This is a genomic window from Alcanivorax sp., from assembly GCF_019431375.1.
GTDB lineage: Bacteria > Pseudomonadota > Gammaproteobacteria > Pseudomonadales > Alcanivoracaceae > Alcanivorax > Alcanivorax jadensis_A.
The window spans coordinates 520,830-537,789 of the sequence record NZ_CP080267.1 but is presented as its reverse complement, the minus strand read 5'-3'; the positions used below and the strand labels follow the sequence as shown (position 1 = coordinate 537,789).

Annotated in this window: 16 protein-coding genes; 9 read left to right on the top strand and 7 right to left on the bottom strand. The window is 58.8% G+C overall.

The genetic code is table 11. The annotated features are described in order from the left end of the window. Nucleotides 1–4 precede the first annotated feature (4 nt). Nucleotides 5–865: a fructosamine kinase family protein gene (locus KZ772_RS02375; protein WP_290538289.1), complete on the bottom strand. Its 861-nt coding sequence runs from the start codon at nucleotides 863–865 to the stop codon at nucleotides 5–7. Nucleotides 866–1,033: 168 nt separating this feature from the next. Between KZ772_RS02375 and KZ772_RS02370 the strand changes: the two genes are divergently transcribed. The 9 genes from KZ772_RS02370 to KZ772_RS02330 all read left to right on the top strand — a co-directional run bounded on the left by KZ772_RS02370 (nucleotide 1,034) and on the right by KZ772_RS02330 (nucleotide 10,313). After that, nucleotides 1,034–1,552 carry a hypothetical protein gene (locus tag KZ772_RS02370; protein WP_290538288.1) on the top strand — a complete coding sequence of 173 codons (519 nt, stop codon included), beginning with the start codon at nucleotides 1,034–1,036 and terminating at the stop codon, nucleotides 1,550–1,552. After that, entirely contained in the window at nucleotides 1,549–3,465 is a 1,917-nt protein-coding gene (locus KZ772_RS02365; RefSeq protein WP_290538287.1) for a tetratricopeptide repeat protein, read from the top strand. Before KZ772_RS02370 ends, KZ772_RS02365 begins: the two co-directional genes overlap by 4 nt. Then, a complete protein-coding gene (locus tag KZ772_RS02360) occupies nucleotides 3,462–6,407 on the top strand; it encodes a tetratricopeptide repeat protein (RefSeq protein ID WP_290538286.1) in 2,946 nt (981 codons plus the stop codon). Before KZ772_RS02365 ends, KZ772_RS02360 begins: the two co-directional genes overlap by 4 nt. After that, entirely contained in the window at nucleotides 6,388–7,140 is a 753-nt protein-coding gene (locus tag KZ772_RS02355) for a tetratricopeptide repeat protein (protein WP_290538285.1), read from the top strand. Before KZ772_RS02360 ends, KZ772_RS02355 begins: the two co-directional genes overlap by 20 nt. Next, nucleotides 7,140–7,430 (top strand): hypothetical protein, encoded by a 291-nt coding sequence (locus KZ772_RS02350; RefSeq protein ID WP_290538284.1) that lies wholly within the window; start codon nucleotides 7,140–7,142, stop codon nucleotides 7,428–7,430. The genes KZ772_RS02355 and KZ772_RS02350 overlap by 1 nt, the downstream gene beginning before the upstream one ends. Before the next feature lie 141 nt (nucleotides 7,431–7,571). After that, nucleotides 7,572–8,261, top strand: a complete 690-nt coding sequence (locus KZ772_RS02345; RefSeq protein WP_290509783.1) for a MotA/TolQ/ExbB proton channel family protein — start codon at nucleotides 7,572–7,574, stop codon at nucleotides 8,259–8,261. Between the two features lie 44 nt (nucleotides 8,262–8,305). Further along, a complete protein-coding gene (locus tag KZ772_RS02340) occupies nucleotides 8,306–8,836 on the top strand; it encodes a biopolymer transporter ExbD (protein ID WP_290538283.1) in 531 nt (176 codons plus the stop codon). Continuing rightward, a complete protein-coding gene (locus KZ772_RS02335; RefSeq protein ID WP_290538282.1) occupies nucleotides 8,833–9,333 on the top strand; it encodes a biopolymer transporter ExbD in 501 nt (166 codons plus the stop codon). Before KZ772_RS02340 ends, KZ772_RS02335 begins: the two co-directional genes overlap by 4 nt. Beyond that, complete coding sequence (locus KZ772_RS02330; protein WP_290538281.1) at nucleotides 9,330–10,313, top strand: AgmX/PglI C-terminal domain-containing protein; 984 nt, start codon at nucleotides 9,330–9,332, stop codon at nucleotides 10,311–10,313. Before KZ772_RS02335 ends, KZ772_RS02330 begins: the two co-directional genes overlap by 4 nt. A gap of 113 nt (nucleotides 10,314–10,426) precedes the next feature. Here KZ772_RS02330 and KZ772_RS02325 read toward each other — a convergent pair whose 3' ends face one another. The 6 genes from KZ772_RS02325 to KZ772_RS02300 all read right to left on the bottom strand — a co-directional run bounded on the left by KZ772_RS02325 (nucleotide 10,427) and on the right by KZ772_RS02300 (nucleotide 16,946). Beyond that, nucleotides 10,427–10,858, bottom strand: a complete 432-nt coding sequence (locus KZ772_RS02325) for a thioesterase family protein (protein ID WP_290538280.1) — start codon at nucleotides 10,856–10,858, stop codon at nucleotides 10,427–10,429. Then, nucleotides 10,858–12,015 (bottom strand): iron-containing alcohol dehydrogenase, encoded by a 1,158-nt coding sequence (locus KZ772_RS02320; protein ID WP_290538279.1) that lies wholly within the window; start codon nucleotides 12,013–12,015, stop codon nucleotides 10,858–10,860. The genes KZ772_RS02325 and KZ772_RS02320 overlap by 1 nt, the downstream gene beginning before the upstream one ends. A 244-nt stretch (nucleotides 12,016–12,259) precedes the next feature. After that, complete coding sequence (locus KZ772_RS02315) at nucleotides 12,260–13,858, bottom strand: GMC family oxidoreductase (protein ID WP_290538278.1); 1,599 nt, start codon at nucleotides 13,856–13,858, stop codon at nucleotides 12,260–12,262. 11 nt (nucleotides 13,859–13,869) lie between these two features. Further along, complete coding sequence (locus tag KZ772_RS02310) at nucleotides 13,870–14,466, bottom strand: transcriptional initiation protein Tat (RefSeq protein ID WP_290538277.1); 597 nt, start codon at nucleotides 14,464–14,466, stop codon at nucleotides 13,870–13,872. 315 nt (nucleotides 14,467–14,781) lie between these two features. Next, a complete protein-coding gene (locus tag KZ772_RS02305) occupies nucleotides 14,782–16,320 on the bottom strand; it encodes a GMC family oxidoreductase (RefSeq protein ID WP_290538276.1) in 1,539 nt (512 codons plus the stop codon). Then, nucleotides 16,317–16,946, bottom strand: coding sequence for a hypothetical protein (locus KZ772_RS02300; RefSeq protein WP_290538275.1), 630 nt, complete (start codon nucleotides 16,944–16,946; stop codon nucleotides 16,317–16,319). Before KZ772_RS02300 ends, KZ772_RS02305 begins: the two co-directional genes overlap by 4 nt. Nucleotides 16,947–16,960: the final 14 nt, after the last annotated feature.

Sequence of the window (16,960 nt, the reverse complement as noted above, 5' to 3'; positions counted from 1 at the left end):
CCTGTCAGCGGGTGGCCAGCAGGCGGCGGGCGGTGTCATCCACGGCCCGGGCATACTGACCTCCGAAAAGGTTGTAGTGATTCAGCCAATGATACAGGTCATACACTGGCCAGGCCTGGTACCTCAGCGTTGCGGGGTGCTCCGCTTGATAGCCCTGGTAGAACGCCGCCGGCACACCACCAAACAGGTTGAGCATGGCCAGATCCACCTGCGGATCGCCATGATAACAGGCCGGATCGAAGAACACCGGCTCGCCATTCACCTGGCCCAGATTGCCCTGCCACAGATCACCGTGGACACGGGCACAGGGCGGTTTGGAAGGCAGCCAACGGTCCAACTGCTCGATAACCTGCCCGGTCCGCTCCGCGGCCACTGCCGGCAGCCCCCGCTGACGCGCCCGTTGCAGTTGGGGCATCAGCCTTTCGTTGGCAAAAAAGGCGACCCAGTCGCTGTGGTCCGTGTTGCTCTGCGGGCTGGCACCGATAAAGTTGTCAGGGTGACTGCCGTAGCGGGCAGGCCCTTCCGCTCGGTGCAAGCGAGCCAGTGCCGCTCCGGCGGCCATCCACTGGCTGCTGCCCGTCAGGGGAGCAATGGGCAAGTACTCCAGAATCAATATCCCGCCTTCACTGGTAGAGCAACAATGCACCACCCGGGGAACGCTCAGGGTTTCCCCCAGAGCCTCCAAGCCCCGCGCTTCCGCTTCCAGCAGCAGAGGATTACGATGCTGTTTGACGAAAAAACGACTCTCACCGCCTTCAAGTACCCCGCTACGGGCGGTGTCGCCGCCCGCCACCGGAGTCAGGATCCAATCACCTTCCAGGCCAGCCTGATTCAGGACCTGCTGCAGTAACAATGGCAATTTCATATCGATTAAACGCAATTCCTTGACTATAGAAGCCACCAAAATCGGCTCTCACGGCCAATAATGACTGACTGTTCCCCTTGATTTAAGGCATTCTTCTGATTACAACTAGGCACTATGCCAGCCGGGTTACCGGCCAATAACAACAACATATAAAGCGATCGCCACCCCATGAAAGCACTCTTGCCCCTGTGCGGCGCCTTCCTTGTCGGCCTGTGTACGGTCGCCAGCGCCGCTGATGACGATGGTCTGTCCGAGCAGATCCGCCAGCTGAAAAGCGAAGCCCTGGACCTGAACCGGGATCTCACCCTGCTGGAGCAGGAGCTACTCTACGCCAGCCCGCAAACCAGCATCTTTGTCTCCGTGGATGTGGGCACCCCGATTCGCCTGGTCGACATCAATCTGACCATTGATGGCGAACACGTGGGTTACCACTTTTACAGCGACCAGGAATTCGAGGCCCTCACCAAGGGCGGTATCCAGCGCCTTTATACCGGCAACCTGGCCAGTGGTCGTCATGTGATGGAAGCCACCATCACCGGCTACGATCCACTCGGCAAGGATTACCAGAAAACCACCAGTTATACCTTCACCAAGGGGGCGGGCAAGAAAATGGTGGAAATGCAGGTGGTGGACGACCTGAACAAGCAACAGCACAAGTTTGAATTCCGTGAGTGGAACCAGCAATGACACAGCTGCGGCGAAAACGGTGGCTGGTCGCGGCGTGCCTCGCCACCCTGTTGTCTCCCGCCCAGGCGGCAAAAGTCGAATTTTTCGATGACATCAACGAAGGGCCTATTCCTCTTGGCGTAGAGGAGCACCGCTACCTGGCCTTCGGCGAAGTCATGTTCGACTACTATCGCCATGCCAACTTCAATGCCATCAACAAGCTGCTGGTCAACCAGGAGCAGGCGCTATTCAACGAGGATACCGACTACGCCGAACTGTTGCTTGGTGACCTCTATGTCACCTATGGCTTGCCCGGCAAGGCAGAGGTGATCTTCAACCGTCTGCTGGAAAAAGACATTCTCAGCCGCACCCGTGCCCAGACCTGGCTGCATAAGGCGGCTCTGCATTACCGGGAAGGCAATCTGGCGGAAGCCGCCATGATCCTCGACGGCGACAACGTGGAGGGCCTCGATCCGGCGGACGACGCCCGGCGGCGTCTGATGCTGGCCAATATCTTCATGGCCGAAGAAGATTTCGCTGGCGCGCTGGACTACCTGCACTCCGTCCCCCTGAGCACCGATGAGGGGCGCTACGCCACCTACAACATGGGCGTAGCATTGATTCGCGGCGGCCACCGTAAACAGGGGATTTCCCTGCTCAAATCCCTTCTGGAAGCCGGCGGCAGCTCTGACCAGGCCCTCGCCTTGCGCGACCGGGCGGCCCTCGCCTCCGGCCTTACTGAGTTAAAAGAAGGCAATCTGGAAAGTGCCCGCACTGACTTGCGCCAGGTACGCAGCGACGGCCCCTTTTCCGAAGACGCCTTGCTCGCCCTGGGGCTTGCCAATTATCGGGCCGGAGACGTAAAACGCGCCCTGCCATTATGGCTGGAGGCCGTACGCCGTAACAGCAGCCACCCTTCCGTGCAGGAAGCACTCATGCTTGCCCCCCGTGCCTATGAAGAGCTGGGCGGCCTGCCACAAGCCCTGGCCGGCTACCAGTATGCTGCCGTGGAATACCGTCAGGCATTGAAAGATATCCAGCAGGCCATCGACAACATTGCCAAACCGGGTTGGTCGGAAGCGCTGCTACCTGAAGATCCTAACCAGGCGGATCTGCTGCCTGCCAACAGCGGCGATCTGGCCCAGGGCAGCGAGCTCTCCTATCTCTACAAGCTGTTTTCCGGCAATGCCTTTGCCCAGCGCTTCGAACACTACCGGCAGATTCACCAGATCAAGAGCATGGTGGAAAAATGGCAACAGTCCCTGCCTGCCTTGCAAGAGACCTATCAGATCCAGCAGCAGAGCCTGAGCCGCAACCTGCCCAACGTACGCGGCCAAGTGACCCGCCATATGAGCCGGCAGGAGCAGTTGGCCATGGCCAGCGACAAGATCTCTGCCGCCATCCCCAATTTTGTCGACATGAGCAAGCCGGAAGACGTGGCCAGCGCCGAACAGGCCATCATGTGGAAGAAAGTGGATGCCATGGCACGCCAGTTCGGCACCCTGCCCGGCTCCAACCATAACAATGCCCTGCGTCTGCGCCGGATGCGCGGCCTGTTGTTGTGGGATATTGCCCACCAGTCGATAGAACAGCGGGAAAAACAGGAGCAAGCTGCTACCCAATTACGAGAAGAAAGCAGTGTGCTTGGCGAACGAATCGCTGCCGTGCAACAGCAGATCCGTGATGCCACCCTGCGCACCCGCGATGACCTGGGCCAGCGACTGGCCGGACAGGCACTGCGAATTGAAAAAATAAAACGTCTCACCGAAGACACCCTTGAAGCTCTGGAAAAGAGCATGCAGGCGGATGCACTCGCGCTTCTGCTGGCAAACCAGCAGAAACTGGCAGACCAGTTGGCCGAGGCCCATCTGGCCATCGCCCGCCTGCAGGACTCTTCGGTATCCGACGGCAGCAAACAGAGGACAGGATCGTGAACCGATTTCGCCTGCATGGGCTGGCAGCCGCAATCATTGCCCTTGGCGGCTGCGCCTCTTCGCCACAGAACGGCACCCTGGAGCAGCAGGCCCGCTTCAGGGGAACCACCCTGGCGGATCTGGAAAACACCGACATCATCATCGAAGAACAGCAGCTGGAGAGTGCCAGCACTCAGGATGCCTTGAATAGCTACAGGCAGGCCGCCGAATTATTCGATGATCCAGAGCGTCGCGCCAAAACCCTTCGTCGCATGGCCGACCTTGCCCTGTCTTCCGCCACCGAACAGGAAATGGGCATTGATGACGCAGATAACGAGCGTCTCGAACAAAGAGTCGACAAGGTCGTCTACGACAACACCATGGAACAGGTGAACACCACCGCGGATACCGAGCGCAAACTGGCACTGCTGGATCTGGCCGGCACCATGGCGCCCTCACTGGGCGACCAGGACGTGGACTACAACACTGCCATCTCCCTGTATCAGGAACTGCTGGACAGCACCGATGACCCTGACCAGCGCGCCGAAGCCTATTATCTGCTGTCCAAGGCCTACGCCATGGACGGCAACCTGGAGCAGGCCCGTGCCAGTCTGGACTCCCTGGTTGAGCAATACCCTAACAGCGAATGGGCGCTGGAATCCCAGTTCCGTCGCGGCGAAATGCTGTTCTCTGATGGCGATTACGACTACGCGGAAAAAGCCTACGCAGACGTCATCAAACGTGGTGCCAACAATGAATTCTATAACCAGGCCCTCTACAAGCACGGCTGGAGCCATTACAAACTGGGCGACTACGAGCTGGCTCAGGGCAGTTTTTTTACCCTGCTGGATAATCTGAACGGCTCCAGTGAGCTGAATGATGACACCAGCATGGAAAACAAACTGTTCGCCGATACCCAGCGCGTGGTGAGCCTGGCATTTAGTAATCTGGATGGCCCACAGTCGGTGAAGAAGTGGTTTGTCCGCAACGGTAACCGGGATTATGAACCGGACATCTACCGTTCCCTGGGTCAGGTCTACCTGAGCCAGGAACGTTTCCGGGATGCGGCAGAAGCCTTCGACATGTTTGTTCAGGTCTACCCGGATTCCACGTTAGCGCCGGAATTTTCCAGCCTGCAGATCGATGCCTACCAGAAAGGGGGATTCCCCACCCTGGTATTGCCGGCCAAGGAAAAATTTATCCAGCACTACGGCATCAACAGCGATTACTGGGGCCGTCACCCCGACATTCGTGAAGAGTATGTATCGCTGCTCAAGGGACACATCCTCGATCTGGCCGAATACCACCATGTGCTCGCCCAGAAATCCGGCAAGCCGGCGGATTACCGCGACCCGGCGCGCTGGTATCAGGAATATCTGGATACGCCGCCAGCCAGCGAAGACCAGGCCAAGGTCAATCACCGCTATGCGGAAGTCCTTTACGCTGCTGAAGATTACCCGGCCGCCATTAGCGAATTCGAACGCACCGCCTATCAATACCAGGATTACGAGCAAGGCGGTGATGCCGCCTTCAATGCCCTGGTGGCCTACCAGCAGATTCTTGACAGCAACCCGGATGCGGAACAGGAAAGCACCTGGCGGGAAAAGAAGATCGCCAGCGCCCAACAATACGGACAGCGCTTCCCTGCACATCCGGAAGTCCCCAATGTGCTGCATGACACCGCTGAAGATCAGCTCGCGCTGGGTGACGTAGAAGGCGCCGTAAAAACGGCCGGCCTTCTGGTCAACCGCCAGCCGCCCCCCTCCGCCGAGTTGATGCGTTATGGCTGGGCCACCATCGCCAATGGCGAGTTCGACCTGGGTCGCTTCAAGGTGGCCGAGATGGCCTATGGCAAACTGCTCGAGATGCAGATGCCCACCGAACAGCGCACGGAATACCGGGAAAAACTGGCGATCAGCATTTACCGTCAGGCCGAACAGCAGCAGGAACAGGGTAACCTGGATATGGCCGCTGCCACCTTCCTCCGTGTGGGCCAGGCCGTGCCAGAAGCCGCCGTCCGCAAGAACGCGGAATTCGATGCCGCCACCCTGTTCATCAACCAGGGCCGCAGCGCCGATGCCATCCCGGTTCTGGAAGCCTTCCGTCAGCGCTATCCCGACGATCCGCTCACCGACACTATCCCGGACAAGCTGGCTATTGCCTACGAGAAGCAGGGCAACTACACCGCTGCCGCCGGCGAGTTGCAACTGATTGCCGCCAATTACAAGGGCGACGATCCGGAGCTCTCCCGCCAGGCACTGTGGAAAGCGGCAGAAATGCAGGACCGGGCCGAACAGCCCCAAGCTTCCATTGCCCTCTACCAGCAGTACCTTCGGGAATGGCCGCAGCCCTACGATTTCCGCTCTGAAGCCCAGTTCCGGCTGGTGAAGCTGAATCGCAAAACCGGCGACAGTGAACGGGAGCGTTATTGGTTGCAGCAACTGGTAACCAGCTACCGGGAAGCCGGTGGTGATGCCAATGACCGGGTTGCCTGGCTGGCTGCCTACGCCAGCTTTACTCTGGCGGAGCCCAACTTCGAGGAATTCAAGCGCATTGCGCTCACGCAACCGCTGAAAACCTCGCTAGCCGCCAAGACCGCAGTAATGAAGAAAGCGTTGGCGGATTACCAGGCAGTAGCGGACATCGGTGTGGCGGAATATGCCACCGCCGCCAACTACAAGATCGGCGAAATGTACCGGGTACTGGCCCGCGACCTGATCGCCTCCGAACGCCCGAACGGTCTGGATGAGCTGGAGCTGGAAGAGTACACCATGCTGCTGGAAGACAAGGCCTTCCCCTACGAGGACCAGGCCATCGACATCTTGATCGCCAATACCAACCTGGTCACCGACGACATCTACGACCAGTGGGTAAAGAAGAGCTTTGGCGCCCTGGCAGAACTGATTCCCGGCCGCTATGCGAAGTTTGAACAGGTAGAAAGCTATGTGGACATCATTTACTGATCGCGGCCGCCTGGGAGCGGTCACCGCACTGTTCGCTGCCCTGGTGCTGTCCGGCTGTGCCAGCAAAGGGGGTGTCGGGCTGGAAGGCTCCGCCGAAGGCGGCACCAGCAAGTACGAGCAACAGAAAGACGGTGGTGCTGCTGCTGATAGTGATGCCATCCATATTCCACCGGTACCCCACGATCCTGCGGTAGAAAAGTACGCCGAGCAGGCAATGGCGGAGTATGCCCGTGCCCTGCAGACCCGGATGGCTGGGAAAGACAAGGAAGCACTGGTGATGTTTCGCTCACTGGGTGAACGTTTCCCGCAGCTGTCCGGCCCGCACCTCAATGTGGGCCTGATCTACATGGAGCAAGAAGACTACGCCAAGGCGCAACAGGCCTTCGAACAGTCCCTGGCCATCAACGATGCCAACCCCTATGCCCACAACGGCCTGGGTCTGGCATTGCGTGAGCAAGGCCAGTTCGATGATGCACGCATTCATTACGAGCGCGCGTTGGTGCTGGACCCCAAATATGCCCGTGCGCATTTCAACCTTGCGGTGCTCGCCGAGCTCTATATGCAGGACCTGAATTTGGCTCTGGAGCATTTTCAGGCTTACCAAAACCTTCAGAAGCTTCCGGATGAGAATGTGGCTAACTGGATTGTGGATCTGCAACGCAGGGCACCGGATGCACCCAGCCAGCCGGTGGCAAACCAGGATGCCGGCAACAAGAATGGAGAGCTGAACTGATGCGCCTTTTACTCCTAATGACTGCCCTTGCATACGCTGCAATCAGCCACGCTGAAAGCGGTGGTCAGGAAGAAGCATCCACCAATGTGATCGGCACACAGGAAGCCCCCACGGTGCTGAACGTGGTGCCCTGGAAGGACCGGGAGGTAAAGCTGGAGAAAAAGGACCCCACTTCTTCCCTGCTTAACCGGGTGCTGGAACCTCTGGATCAGGAGGTGCTGATGCGGGAAATCGAATATCACCAGCTACTGAACCAGCAGCCGGATGACGATGATCTGTTCCTGAAATAACAGCTACATCGATATCACTAGATGCACCCACGCCTTTTTTCTGATAAAAACTAGCGCTTTGGGGAAAGCAGCAAAGCCACATCAGCGGCTTTGCTGCGCAGCAGACAATAACACTAACAGGTATTACCGCAGGAGAAGTCCATGCCCACCACCGCCACCGCGCAGAACAACGGCGTTGTTGAGACCGCAATCACCTTTATTCAGGATGGCGGTTTCTTCATGTATCCCATTCTGGTCGTCCTGGCTCTGGGCCTTGCCCTGTCCCTGGAACGTATCATTTACCTTCAGGCTACCAAGGCAAAAAACCAGAAAACCTGGAAAGACGTCTATCCGCTGATCGCCAAGGGGCAGTTCCGTCAGGCCCTGGATGTGGTCAGCAGCAGCAACACCGGCATGGCTAAAGTGATCGGCTATGGCCTGGAGCGTGCCAAGACTGCCAAGCGTCACGACGACATCGAACTGGCCATGGAAGAAGGGCTGATGGAAATCATTCCCCGCCTGGAGGCCCGCACCCCCTATATCGGCACCTTTGCCAACATCGCCACCCTGCTCGGTCTGCTCGGTACCATTCTCGGCCTGATCAGCGCCTTCACCGCAGTGGCCAGCGCTGATCCGGCACAGAAAGCCGACCTGCTTTCCGCCTCTATTTCCGTTGCCATGAACACCACCGCTTTCGGCCTGATTGCGGCTATCCCTATGCTGCTGGCGTTTGCCTTTATCAACGCCATGGCCGGCAAACTGGTGGACAGCATGGAAATGGCCTCGGTGAAATTCGTTAACGTCTTCCGCCAGGTTTCTGCCCAGCAAGAGCGCAAGAACGACGGCCAGTAAGCCGCAATTTCTTGTTTTCTGCCAATCTGGTGTAAGGATCCGGTATGCGATTTCGCAGACGACGTTCGCGCGACACCGATGTGGAACTGAACATCACTGCCTTTCTGAATCTGATGGTAGTGTTGATTCCCTTTCTGCTGATCAACGCGGTCTTCGCGCAGGTTTCCATCCTGCAGTTGAACCTGCCCGCGGTGAATGACAGCAGTCCACCCTCGGAAGACGACGAAAAAGACAAACTGGTACTGGAAGTGCTGATTTACGGTGACCGCTACGAAGTGGTGGACCGCAACACCAGTGCCGTACTGAAAATCGTGGATAACAAGGACGGCGAACACGACAGCGCTGCCCTGCACGACTATCTCGTTACCCTGAAAGAGAAGTTTCCTGAGGAAACCGCCATTACCCTGCTCTGTGAGGATGACACCCCCTATGAGGTGATGATTCACACAATGGACGCTGTGCGTCTGTATAACACGCAGATCAATGGCCAGAGCATCAAGAAAGAGCTTTTCCCGAGCATCAGCATCGGTTCGGCACCACAGGATCAGGCTGCCAGAACGGGAGGTGACGCATGAAGAAATCAGCTCGCGCGCGCCGTATGTCCCGCCATCATCGCCGCAACAAGACCGTTGCAACCCTGAACCTGACGTCCCTGATGGATATCTTCACCATCCTGCTGATCTTTCTGCTGGTGAATAACAACAACGCCGCCAAACTGCCGGATGACCAGGATATCCAGCTACCGGAATCCACCGCCCAGGAGTTGCCCAACGATGTTCTCATCATCCAGGTCAGCCCCACCGCAGTGGTGATCGATGGTCGCAAGATTGCCGATACCCAGGCAGTAAAAGCGCAAGAAGAGCGCACCGTCGATGCCTTGGTGGAAGAACTGAAATTCCGCGCCTCCCGGGCCCTCGCACTGGACCCGGAACAAGAGCGGGAGATCATGATTCAGGCCGACCGGGATGTGCCCTATGCCGTCATCAAGAAACTGATGCGTAGCTGCATGGAGACGCCCTACACCAAGGTCGCCTTTGCCGTCCTGAAAGTGGCAGAGGAGGAGTCTGAATGACGCAGAAAAATAATAACAAGCTGCGCATACTCATTGATGGGTCCCTGCCCTGGGACAAACAAGAGGGGGAAGACCGGCGCCTTTACGGCATCGTCATCACGCTGCTGATCCTGTCATTGTTGCTAATGATCCTGGTGGAATCAGTCACCATTGAAAAGCCGGATCCGAGGGAACAACAGGAGATCCCGGAACGGCTGGCACAGCTGGTTCTTGAGAAACAGAAAGAACCTCCGCCCCCAGAGCCCGAACCGGAACCGGAGCCCGAAGAAGAAGAACCGGAGGAAAAACCTCAGCCAGAAGAACAGAAGCCGGAACCCAAGCCCGAGCCCAAACCGGAACCGCGGCCCCGCCCCACCGAAGAACAGCGGGAACAGGCTCGGGAAAAAGCTCAGGCCCGCCTTGAAGAGGATCTGGGTGATTCCCTGGCTGGTCTGGATGACATTGGGCCACTGGTGAATTCCGGAGACAGTCTGCGCAGTGGCGGCGATAGCGCGGCCAAGGCCGAACGGGATCTGATCGGCAAACGTGCCGGCACCGGCTCCGGTGGCGTGGCAACCGCCAAGGCATCCAGCGGCGGTGGAGGAGGCGGCACCCTATCCGCCGGCACCGTGGGTGGCGGCAAGGTGGACAGCAAGATTGCCGAATCCGGCCAAGTGGCCAGTACGAGCCGCAAGGGCAGCGACGGCAAGAGCCGCCGTACCCAGGAGCAGCTACGACGCGTATTCGACCGCTATGCTGGAAAATTCAACAGCCAGTACCAGCGTGCGCTGCGCAGCAATCCTGCCCTGCAAGGTACCGTGGTTCTCTACCTGGTTATCGCCCCCAACGGCGATGTACAGGATGTGAAAGTGAAATCCAGCCAGCTGGGCGACAGCCAACTGGAAAGACGCATCATGCTGATCGCCAAAGGCATGAACTTTGGCGCCATGAATGTGGAAACCTGGAAGGGAGACTACAAGTTGAACTTCTTCCCCAACTGACTGTAGCGGTCAGACGTAAAAAAGCCCGGCTCAAAAGGCCGGGCTTTTTCTATCCGTAGGCTCATTTATTCCCTCCCCATATGAGAGGTTTAAAGGCAAAACGAATCTGCCTGTCAGGCGAGCTTTTCCAGCGCTGCCCGTAACGGCTCCGGAATTGGTACCGGTCGGCCGCTTTTCCTGTTCACAAAAACGTGCACCACAAATCCCGTCGCCTTCGCGGCCCCTTCATCACCAAACAGTGCCAGACCGTAACGCACCGAACTGTTACCCAGCTTGTCCACCTTCATGCCCACAGCCAGTGATTCCGGGTAGGCAGCAGCTTCCAGATAATCACAGCCAGAGCTCACCACGTAGGCGATATGTTCGCCATCATGGATATCCAGGCCGCCCTGCTCGATCAGATAGCGGTTGATGGTGGAATCAAAATAGCTGTAATAAACCACGTTGTTGATATGGCCGTAGATGTCGTTGTCGCTCCAGCGACTATCCACCGGGCAGAGATAGCCATACTCGCCTCGATCTGGCCGATTGCCCTTCCCTGCCATCAGTACACCGCCTTGTAGATCGCCAAAGCATCCGCCTGGGACACTTCCCGTGGATTGTTGATCAGCAGACGCTGCTGAAGCATTGCATCCGCTGCCAGGGTTTCCAGGCTGTCTTCGCTAACGCCGGCATCGCGCAGGCGGACCGGTAACCCAACCGCATCAATGAGAGTCTCCAGAGCAGCAATCAGCACCTGGGCACCACCGCTGGCATCCGTGAAGGTCTGATCGCTGAGAATCGGCGCCAGCTCTGCGTACAGGGGCGCGGCGACAACAGCATTGAATTTCAGCACTTCCGGCAGCACCAGGGAGTTACTCAGCCCGTGGGGAATATGGAAATGCCCGCCCAGAGGATAGGCCAGCGCGTGCACTGCAGCCACCGGCGCGTTAGCGAAGGCCTGCCCGGCCATCATGGCCCCCAGCAGACAGGCCTCGCGGGCCGCCAGATTGCCGCCCTCTTGCACTGCGGTCACCAGGTTGTCGCCCAACAAGCGCAGCGCTTCACGGGCCAGCATGTCCGAATAGGGGTTTTTCTTGTGGGCACTGGTGTAAGCCTCGATGGCGTGGACCATGGCATCCACCCCGGTGGCGGCCGTCACATGGGCGGGCAGGCCCAGAGTCAGCTCCGCATCCAGTACTGCCAGATCCGGCAGCAGCGATGGCGCCACCACACCGGCCTTGGTAGTAGCCCCGGTGGTCACAATCGCCACCGGCGTCACTTCCGACCCGGTACCCGCCGTGGTGGGCACCTGTATCAACGGCAGGCGCGGCCCCGTGGCCAACCCTACCCCATAGATATCCGACAGCTGCTGGCTGGCGTCCGGGTGCGCCAGCAATGCCACCAGCTTGGCCACATCCATGGAAGAGCCGCCCCCGAAGCCAATCACCAGATCGGCCCGTGTCTCACGGGCCTGACGGGCAGCGTCAAGCACAATGGTGTCAGCCGGATCGGCACTGACCTGATCAAAAATGGCCAGCGGCATCCCCGCTTGCCGGAAACTGTCTTCTACCGGCCCAAGCAGTGGCGTACTACGAATACCCGGATCCGTGACCAGCAGCACACGACTGGCGCCCCGCTCCTGACAAAGCCCGGGCAAACGCCCGGCGGCACCCGCCTCTAGCAGTACACGATGAGTGGTTGCGAATTCAAAACCCGGCATGATTACTCTCCTGAAATTACGTGCCGACTAGGGCATCAATGCTAGCACAGGCGGGGATGGCGAATGACGCCGTGGTGGCCGCGATTTGCGTCGTGACCACCAATGGGAAATCATTTTTTTACCACAGAGGGCACAGCGTTCACTGAGAAAAAACGGGCTTAGTCTGGAGGGTGGCGAGGCGTCTACTCGGAGAGCACGTAGCCCCGAGACGCAACGCCAGCGTTGCGTCTCGTGCTGTTTCTGGTTAACCGATAAAGTAACTGTGCGCGTTTTCGTTGATCTGATCGCTCACATACTGGGCCAGCGCCTGTACGGTCCATTGCACCGGCGCCGTCATCGGTTCCGGGATCAGGCTGGCATCAGCCACAAACAGGCCTGCTGTGCCATATACCTGCCCTGTGGGGGCAACCACCGCCTCGTAGGGGTCCGACCCCATTCGGCAAGTGCCGTGGGGGCTGAAGCTGTTGGCCCGGAAGGTGTACATGCCCTTTAAACCGAAATCCACCTTGTCCAGGGTTTCATCCAGCGCAAAGACCGAATCCACTTCCAGATTCTGGAAGGTGGGCATGTAGACCTTTTCCGCGCCACCGGAGAAGAAGATTCGCGCCGCCAGGGCAGCAGACGCTTTCATGTTATCGAACTCTTCCCGGTTCGGGTTCCAGTGAATGGTCTTGTCACCGGTATAGGCATCCCCGGACCATTCCACATGCCCCCTGCCCTGGTCGGTACTGAACGCATTCACCCCGGCGTAGTACTTGTAGTTTTTCATGAAGTCGATGTGGGCCTTGCCCGCCTTCATGTCACCCTGGGCCAGCAAGGATTCCGGCTCCGCCAGGCCCGAGAAGATGGTATAGCCATCGGTGCGGGTGAACTCATCCACCTGCACCCCGACCAGCGCGCCCCGGAAGCCAAACAGCGGCTCCTTGAACTTGCCCAGTACCTGGGTGAAGGGCTGAATGGACAGGTTGCGACCCAGTTGGCCGCTGCGATCTTCCACCTGACTGCGTTGCATGATCAGCGGCGTGTGGATAGCACCGGCGGCCAGTACCACCATATCCGCATCCACCTGCATGTCCGCCACATGGGCGCCGCTGTCCGGGTCGGTAATACGCGCTTCCACGCCACGGGCACGGCCGTCGCGGGTAAGTACACGCACCACTTCGGTGTCCGAGAAGATCCGCGCACCATAGGCGGCAGCCCAGGGCAGATGCGTGACCAGAGAGCTCATTTTCCGGTCGGAGGGGCAGCCGGCCAGGCAGTGACCAGTCAAGGCACACTGCTTCACATTGCGCTGAGCCGGTTTCCAGGAAAACTGCATTTTCTCGCAGCCCTGGATCACCTTGTGGGCACAGGCATTGATTTCATGAGCCTCGTTGATATGGATCTGCAACTGGTCGGCCACGCCATCCAGATAAGGCCGGAATTTTTCTGCCGACAGATTCTCCAGGCCATACCGGCTCGCCCAGCCATCCAGCACTGCATCGCCGGGCTCTTCCATCACGCAGGCGCCGATCACCGTGGAACCACCCACACAGGCGCCCTGCACAAAAATGATATCCGCAGTGGTATTCACCTGGCCGACCTGATCCTGATAGATCTGGGTCATGGTATCGCCCAGGTGTTCGGTAAACCGGGAGCTGGGATAATAACGGCCGGATTCCAGCACCAGCACATCGCGGCCGGCCTTCGCCATTTCATAGGCCACAATGGAGCCGGCAGCGCCGGAGCCCACCACGACCACATCGGTTTTCAGGGTGAAGCGTTTGCCCAGGTTTGCATCCAGGGCCACATCTTTTGCCTCGGTGACGGGGACACCGTCACGGGCGACACGTACAAAAGCCATAATTCCCCCTGTCAGGCTCGCGGCAACGGTGCATTACCCAGCCGACGCACGCCCCACACTTCGGTCACCGGGCCATGGTATTCCAGCCCCGGCCAGGTGCGCTCATCACGCCAGTAGTTCAATGCCACCAGCGCCTTCAGTGTGGTCATCAGACCGCGTTCAAAGAATGAGCCTTCCTGCATGGCGTTAACGTAATCCAGCGCCTTGTCATCGGAGAGAGAGGTAAACCGGCTGAACTTGAAGCTGACCATGGGACGGTTGTTGAACACCCAGATGCCCAGACCAAGCAGTTCACGGGTCTGCTGTGGCATGCGTTGGCACATGGCATCCACGTTTCCTACCGTGGGAACAACCTCGGTGCTGGAGGGCAAACCGTAACGGGCGGTGGGCAACATGACTTCCGTCAGGCGGGTAATGACCCGGGCTTCGTCCTCATTGAGACTGTGATATTGCAGCGTTTCCGGGGCATCGCGTCGCCCGAACATACTGGCACAACCGGAGGTGACTGCGGCGCTGGCGAGCACGGAACTGCGCAGAAAACTGCGGCGGCTCAACGGCTCCAGACCGGCAAGAAAGCCGGGCAGCGGCGCACGCTTGTTGTTATTCATCTAACCCTCTCCTGGGCAGACCCTGTTCCTTTGGGTCCTTGTTGTTATTGGTGGAGCGGAATTTTTAGCGACCTGTATCCGTGGCTTCAGCGTGGATGCATGGCGAAAGAATTTGTTGTCACAGGAGATTTTCTGAAGAAGCGGCGTATCAGGCAATACGACCGACTGAAGAAAATTTTCTGTGGCGGCAAAGGCTTACGTCAGGCGCCGCGATGAGGCCACGGATGCAGGTCTCAGTCTATAACAAACCGTTACAAACGCCAAAGCCCCTGTGTCCGGGAGTAACCAACATCCTGTCAGTCACTCCTGAAAGGATCAGGCCATATGGCGGGCAATTCGTGTCGCCAGCGCGTACACGGTAATCTGCGGGTTAACGATGATGGAGGTGGGCAGCAGGCTGGCATCGGCCACATAGAGGCCGGGCACATCATGGGCCTGGCCATTGGCGGCGACCACGCTGTGGTCCGGGTCTGCACCCATGCGACAGGTACCCTGGGGGTGATAACTGACCATACGCAGGTGCTGAGGCTGGTTTTCCAGGCCATCCACCTGGCTATCGATATCGGCCTCGCTGCGGATGATCCGCTGATCGCTGGCGGGCACATAAACTTCGCTGGCCCCGGCGGCAAGATGCAGCCTGGCAGCGGCTTTCAGTGCCCGTTGCATGGCAGGAAAGTCGGAATTGCTGAGCTGATAGTTGATCTTCTTGCGCTCACCGTCCCACTCGATGCTGCCCACATTGTGGTCGTGGATCAGGGTTACCAGCCCGGCCAGATACTTGGCGTTGGCCATGTAATCCATGAACGGCTTGCCGGTGCCGGGCTCAGCCGCCATGGTCAGTTCCACCAGCCCTGCCCCACCGTCTTCCAGCACGAACCCGCCCTTGTCTGGATGCATGAACTCATCCACATAGACCCCCAGCATGGCACCGCGCCAAGGATACACCGGCTCGGGGTAACGGGCCGGCACATACAGCGAGGGGTGGCAGGCGAAGTTCTTGCCCACCTGCCCTGAGCGGTTAGCCAACCCGCTCTTGAGCAACAGCAAGGGGGTCTGCACTGCCCCGGCGGCGAGAATGACGCGCGGTGCAGCAACCGAAAGGGTCGCGGCCACCGTGCCATCGTGGCGGGTAATGGTCGCCTCGACACCGCTGGCCTTGCCCTCGCGGGTGAGGATTTTTTCTACCCGGGTATCCGCGTAAATCTGCGCACCATGGGCGGCGGCCCACGGCAGATAGGTCACCAGCATGGATTGCTTACGCTCGGTCTTGCAGCCGGACAGGCAGTGCCCGGTAAGGCCGCACTGGCGGATATTGCGCTTGAGTGGCTTCACCGACCAGCCCAGTCGGTTGGCGCCGGCCCGGATCAGGCGGCCGTGCCGGGGAATTTCATGCTCACCGTTATCATGAACGGCCAGGTTCTTTTCCACTTCGTCAAAATACGGTGCCAGTTCTTCAGCGGTGAGCTCATTCAAGCCGAAATCCCGCTGCCAGTCCTGCAGAATGAAGTCCGGGGTTCGGAAACAGACGCAGCCATTGACCACCGTGGAGCCACCGACACAGGCCCCCTGCAACACCAGTAAATCGCCATCGCTGTTACTCTGGCTACCATGGTCCTGATAGAGAGTCTCCAGGCTCTCGGTAAAGTTCTCGGTGAAGTCTTTGGAAGGGACATAGGGCCCCGCTTCAAGTACCACCACCTTGAAGCCACGCTTGGCCAGCTCATAGGCGCTAACAGCACCACCGGCGCCGGAACCGACGATCACCACATCCGCTTCAAGCTGCAGATGGTCGCGGGTGACATCACTGGCCTGATGGACTCGCAGGCCGGATGCCTGCCATTTCACTTCGCTCATGCCCGTGCCTCTCCGTCAGCCACACCGTCCGGCAGGGGCGCATTACCCAGATACTCCAGCCCCCACTGGTCACTCACCGGACCATCGAACTCGGTGGGCGGCCAGGTGGCGGAATCCTGCCAATAGGCGCTATAGACAAGCTGCTTGATAACGGTGGCCAGGGTTCGCTGGATCACATTGCCCTGCCCCCAGTTATCGAAATAGGCACGGGCATCCTCATCGTTCAAATCGACAAAACGGCTGCCTCGAGTGAGCACTGCGGCGTTATCGAACAGCCCCAGACCGGCAGCCACCTCCTTTCGTGTCAGAGGATGCAAATGCCCAAGCAGTGTTTGCACGTTTTCCACCACAGGTACCTGTTCGCTGGGCAGCAGAGCAGTACCGTCAACGGGCAAAAGTACCTGTCTTGCGCGATCGAAAAGATGATATTCCGCATCAGACAGACCCTGCGCCCAGGCCGGTGCAGATTGCTGATCCAGAGGGGAACGACGCAGCAGGGCAAAACCACCGGCGGCCACAGCCGCCACGCCGGCAGAACCCAGCAGGCCCCATTTCAGAAACCGCCGGCGGGCCATGCCCTGTTGCCAAATAGCGGAAACCCGCCGCGCCTGAAGCTGGCTTTTCATGGTCTGTCCTCAAC